This window comes from Streptomyces sp. NH27, from assembly GCF_056859195.1.
This window is the reverse complement of record NZ_JACEGK010000593.1, coordinates 1-4580: the sequence shown is the minus strand read 5'-3', so window position 1 is coordinate 4580 and position 4580 is coordinate 1. Positions and strand designations below refer to the sequence as shown.

The 4580-nt window shown below is 70.6% G+C and carries 4 protein-coding genes; 1 reads left to right on the top strand and 3 read right to left on the bottom strand.

The genetic code is table 11. From position 1 onward, the window contains the following. Positions 1-131 precede the first annotated feature (131 nt). Positions 132-524, bottom strand: a complete 393-nt coding sequence (locus AC13HU_RS32650; RefSeq protein ID WP_483045600.1) for a hypothetical protein — start codon at positions 522-524, stop codon at positions 132-134. Between the two features lie 258 nt (positions 525-782). Continuing rightward, on the bottom strand, positions 783-1220 hold the full coding sequence (locus AC13HU_RS32645; RefSeq protein ID WP_483045599.1) for a cytidine deaminase family protein: 438 nt from the start codon (positions 1218-1220) through the stop codon (positions 783-785). Between the two features lie 200 nt (positions 1221-1420). On the opposite strand from AC13HU_RS32645, the gene AC13HU_RS32640 reads away from it, so the two are divergent. Next, positions 1421-1768 (top strand): VOC family protein, encoded by a 348-nt coding sequence (locus tag AC13HU_RS32640; RefSeq protein WP_483045598.1) that lies wholly within the window; start codon positions 1421-1423, stop codon positions 1766-1768. A gap of 93 nt (positions 1769-1861) precedes the next feature. Here AC13HU_RS32640 and AC13HU_RS32635 read toward each other — a convergent pair whose 3' ends face one another. Beyond that, entirely contained in the window at positions 1862-4351 is a 2490-nt protein-coding gene (locus tag AC13HU_RS32635) for an endonuclease/exonuclease/phosphatase family protein (protein ID WP_483045597.1), read from the bottom strand. Positions 4352-4580: the final 229 nt, after the last annotated feature.

Below are 4580 nucleotides of genomic sequence, written 5' to 3'. Positions count from 1 at the left end.
GTGGTGTGTGTGGCGGCCGGAACGGGCGGTGGCCGAATGCCCGTTGGGGGCGCTCGCGGCCGTACGCGGCTGTACTCGACCGGTGTGCTTCGTCTGCGTACGGCTTCGCCGCTGATCGGCCGTGCGAACGCTCAGTCGGGCGGAGGCGTGCTGCGGCGCGCGGCGACGGTCCCGTACAGGAGCCAGCCGTCGAGCCGTTCGGACGTCGGGGCGGCCGGGTCCCATCCACGCGCCGTGGTCTCGTCGAGGAAGGCCCGGACCGTGCCGGGCTCGTGCAGGTTCAGCCAGGGGCCGTTCGCGGTGGCGACGGTGCCGGAGGGGGCGTAGCCGTCGGGGACCAGCCGGCCGGGGCCGCCCTGGAAGACGATCAGGAGCCGTCCGGACTCTCCGAGGCGACGGAGCGAGAGGACCTCACGGCAGACCGTTCCCCGGGGGTCTTCGACGAGGTGCTCGTGCCGCACGGACCACAGGAAGGTCGCGTCGCCGACCACGAGACGCCGGGGCTTCTTTTTGCTGCGCACCATCAGCGGATCGTAGCGCCCGTCCGGACAGGCTTTCCCGCTGTGCGGGGGGAGAAACGACCGGCTGGGCATGACCGTTGCCCGTAGCCTGCTTGGTTGCGGATACGGAACGCGCTGATCGACAACCCCGCCTCATCGCCGAGGCCAGGCGGCCCTCCGAGGCGAACGGGCGTGAGCGAAGTTCCGGGCGCCGGCCGTTCGTTGCCGTCGGACGGGTCGGGACGGGTCGGGCGACGTGCGCCCGGTGGCCGCGGGGCGGTATCAGCTGGTGCCGGGTCGAGGAGTCCGCTCGGCGTCGAGTTGGTGGTCGGCCCAGACGTAGCTCTCGGGGAGCAGGTCGGTGATCGGGACGGCCCGGAGGCGGTCGCCGGAGCCGACGATGACGGTGAGCGCCGGGAAGTAGTCGAGGAGGACCTGGCGGCAACGGCCGCACGGGGGCACGACCCCGCGGTCGCGGTCGCCCACGGCGACGATCGTGACGAGGTCGTCGATGCCCTGCGTGGCCGCCACGCCGAGCGCGACCAGCTCCGCGCAGGGGCCGCCGGTGAAGTGGTAGACGTTCACCGCGGTGACGATGCGGCCGTCCCGCGCGCGGGCCGCGGCCGCCACGGTGTGGTTGTCGCCGCGGCAGGCCGTGGCCGCGACATCGGCCGCCGCCCGGATCAGTTCGTGGTCGACGCGATCGGTCGGTGAGGTCATCTTCTCCGCCTTCGTACGGTGCCGGGCGACGTTGGTCCGACGACCACAGCTTGCCCTGTCGACGCGATCGTCGCGTACGCGGCCGCGCTCTTCGTCCGAAACGTCCGGCACGGCGCGGTGCGAACCGGGGTGCGGCGGCGGACGTGTCGTAGTACTCCTGGGGAGCACACAGACATGTCCTTTCTCGCGTGGAGTCGTCGATGGCCGTTCGCCGGGTCGTGCCCAACATCCAGTCCGAAGCCGCGCAGGAGAGCCGGGAGTTCTACGGACGGCTGGGATTCGAGGAGGTCATGAACCACGGCTGGATCATGACGCTCGCCTCCTCGGCCAGCCCGGCGGCGCAGATCAGCATCATGACCGAGGACAGGACCGCGCCGGTCACCCCTGACATGAGCGTCGAAGTGAGCGATGTGGACGCGGCCTACGCGGTCATGCGGGAGAGCGGTGCCGAGATCGTCCACCCGTTGCAGGACGAGGAGTGGGGCGTGCGCCGGTTCTTCGTCCGCGACCCCAACGGGCGGGTGGTCAACGTACTGGGTCACCGTTGACGACCGCGTGCAGGCGACGGGCGGGACAGACGGCCGGCGGTGGCCTCTAACGTGGCCACCGCCGCCCGTCAACAGACCTGTCCTCGAGGGGTGTTACGGCTTCAGGCGGATGACCTGCGGGTCGTGGTCACTCGTCTGGTTGGCGAACTCGGCGTTGATGTGGACCACGTCGTAGTCCACGTGCTTGCCGAGGTTCGGGCTGACCAGGATGTGGTCGAGCACCTGGGAGTTGCCCTCGTAGACGTAGGAGTAACGCTCCGCGGACGGAAGGGTGTTGACCAGGTCGGTCAGCACCTTGCCGTTGCCGGTGAGGGAGTTCACCGCGGGTGAGAACTGGTAGTCGTTGAGGTCACCGAGGGCGACGACGTCGGCCTTCGGGTCGGCGGCCTCCAACTGCTCCACGAAGTCGTGCTCGAGGATCGCCTGGCGCACCCGCTGCACCTCGGAGCTGCGCACCGGCGGCTGGAAGCGGCTGTCGACGCCCTGGTCGCCGCCCTTGCTGTCGAAGTGGTTCGCGATCACGAACAGCTTCTTGCCACGGAAGGTGAACTCGCCCGCGAGCGGCTTGCGGCTGCTGTTCCACGCGGGGTCGTTCGGCGCGATCCGGCCGGGGGAGGCGGTGAGTTCGGTCTTGTCGCCCTTGCCGGTGATGCCGACCGCGGTGGTCGAGTCGCCGCCGGCGTGGTCGACGAAGCCGACCCGGGCCGGGTTGAAGAGGAACACCTGACGGATGTTGCCGCCGGGCTCGCCGCCGTCCTTGTCGTTGACCGGGTCGATACCCCGCCACTGGTAGTGCGGGCCGCCGGCCGCGGCGATCGCGGTGGTGAGCTTCGTCAGCGTCTGGTCGGCGGCCACCACGCCGTCGTCCTTGGCGCCGTCGTTGTCCTGGATCTCCTCCAACGCCACCACGTCGGGCGAACGCAGGTTGGTGACCAGGCCCTTGGCCAGAGCGTCGAACTTCGACTGCGGGTTGTCGGGCGCCAGGTTCTCCACGTTGTACGTGGCGATGGTGGCCTGGTCCGTCGCCGCCTTCGCGGTCACCTCGGGCTTGATGCCGCCGCTCTTGACGGTGCCGAGGGTACGGGCCTGGAGCGCGTACGTGCCGGCGAACTGGTTGTAGTCCAGCGGGCCGGTGGTGGTGCCGTTCAGCGTGTCGCCGACGTTCGCGGTCGGGAACGCGGAGGTGGAGGTCGGGATGAGCGACTGCACCATCAGACGGCCGGAGTTGGGGTTGTCGTAGCCCGTGTAGAGGGTGCCGCCGCGCTTGGTCGGGTTCTGCTTCGGCTTCACCGTGACCCACAGCTCGGAGTACGGGTCGGTGGCGCCGACCACCCGGCTGCTGCCGATCTGGACGTTCATCCCTTCGAGGGAAGCGTACAAATCGAGCGCGTATTCGGACGGACGCAGGGGGAGGCTCTCGATGGAACCGCCGCCCGCACTGGGCGCGAAGGAGTCGGGGACCTTCTTGTCATCGAGGACGACAGGGGCGGGCACCGGGTTGCCGCTGGAGATCTTGGTCACCGTGGGCTTGGTGATCTCCGTGACTGCCTGGCCCCCGGCGGTGGTTCCGCCCGGGTAGTAGTCCGAGACCGTACCGGCGACGGAGACGCTGTCGCCGACCGAGACCGTGGGAGTGGAACTGGTGTAGACGTAGATTCCCTCGCTGGTGCGCGGGTCGTTGTCCGGGTGCGGGTCCTGGAACCAGAAGCCCTGCGACGAGCCGTAGGCGCGCACGCCGGTGACGATGCCGGTCGCGCCGCTGATCGCCTTGCCCTCGTACGGCGACACCCGGGTGTCCCCCTGGATGTCGTGGATCTTCACCGTGGCCGGCGGTGAAGTCGGCGGCGTGGTGGGCGGAGTGGTCGGCGGCGAGGTCGGGCCACCGCCGCCGGTGCCCGCGGAGTTCTGCGGGTTCGGGTCGCCCGCGGTGAAGTCGGCGGCGTTGTCGTCGGTGTCGGTCAGCGTGGCGTTGCGCGCCACCGACTCGGTGTTGCTCGCGCCGGCCGCCGGGCCGCTGCCCTCGTGCACCACGGCCGTGCCGTAGCCGACGAGGTCCTTGACCCGGGAGTCCGCGGCGCAGTCCGCCGCCGTCACGCAGGTCAGCGGGTCCGCGCCCTGCACCAGTGCGACGGTGCCGGACGTGCCGGACATCGCGATGTTGCCGGTCGCGTCCGGCGTCGGCAGCGCGGTGCTGCCGCCGGTGCCGGCGGCCTCGCCGACCAGGTAGCGGCCGCCCGCGGCCAGCGACCCGGCCAGCGGGGTGGCCTGCCACTTGGAGGTCGCGGTCGGCGCGCCCGACAGGTACTGGATGCTGTAGTTGCTCAGGTCCAGCGTGGCGGCACCGGAGTTGGCCAGCTCGACGAAGTCGTTGGTGTAGGTGGCGCCGGCGTTGCCGCCACCGCCGTACACCTCGGCGATCACCGCGTCGGCGGACGGCGTGGCGAATGCGGAGTGGACGCCGATGCCCGCCAGGACGACGGCGCCGGCTATGCCGAACGGCAGGACCCGCTTGCGCAGCAGGGCCGAGCGCGGCGGTTGCGATGCGGACGTGGCCTGCGCGGGCTGCGCAGCCTGCCCGGACATACCGGGTCTCGCAGGGCGCGAGGCGCCCGCTGGGGAGTGCGACACCGGAGTGGATCTCCTTTGTGCGGTGGGCGATTTACGGTGCCGCGGGCGCTACTGCCCCCGGGGAGGGAGGAGGAGACACGCGCGAACGCGCTCAAGATACGCGCGTAGATCTGGCCGCAGAAGGTACTTGGAGTTAATTCTCCGTGCCCGTCGCCGTGTACCTGCTCGCGGTGCGCTATGGGTG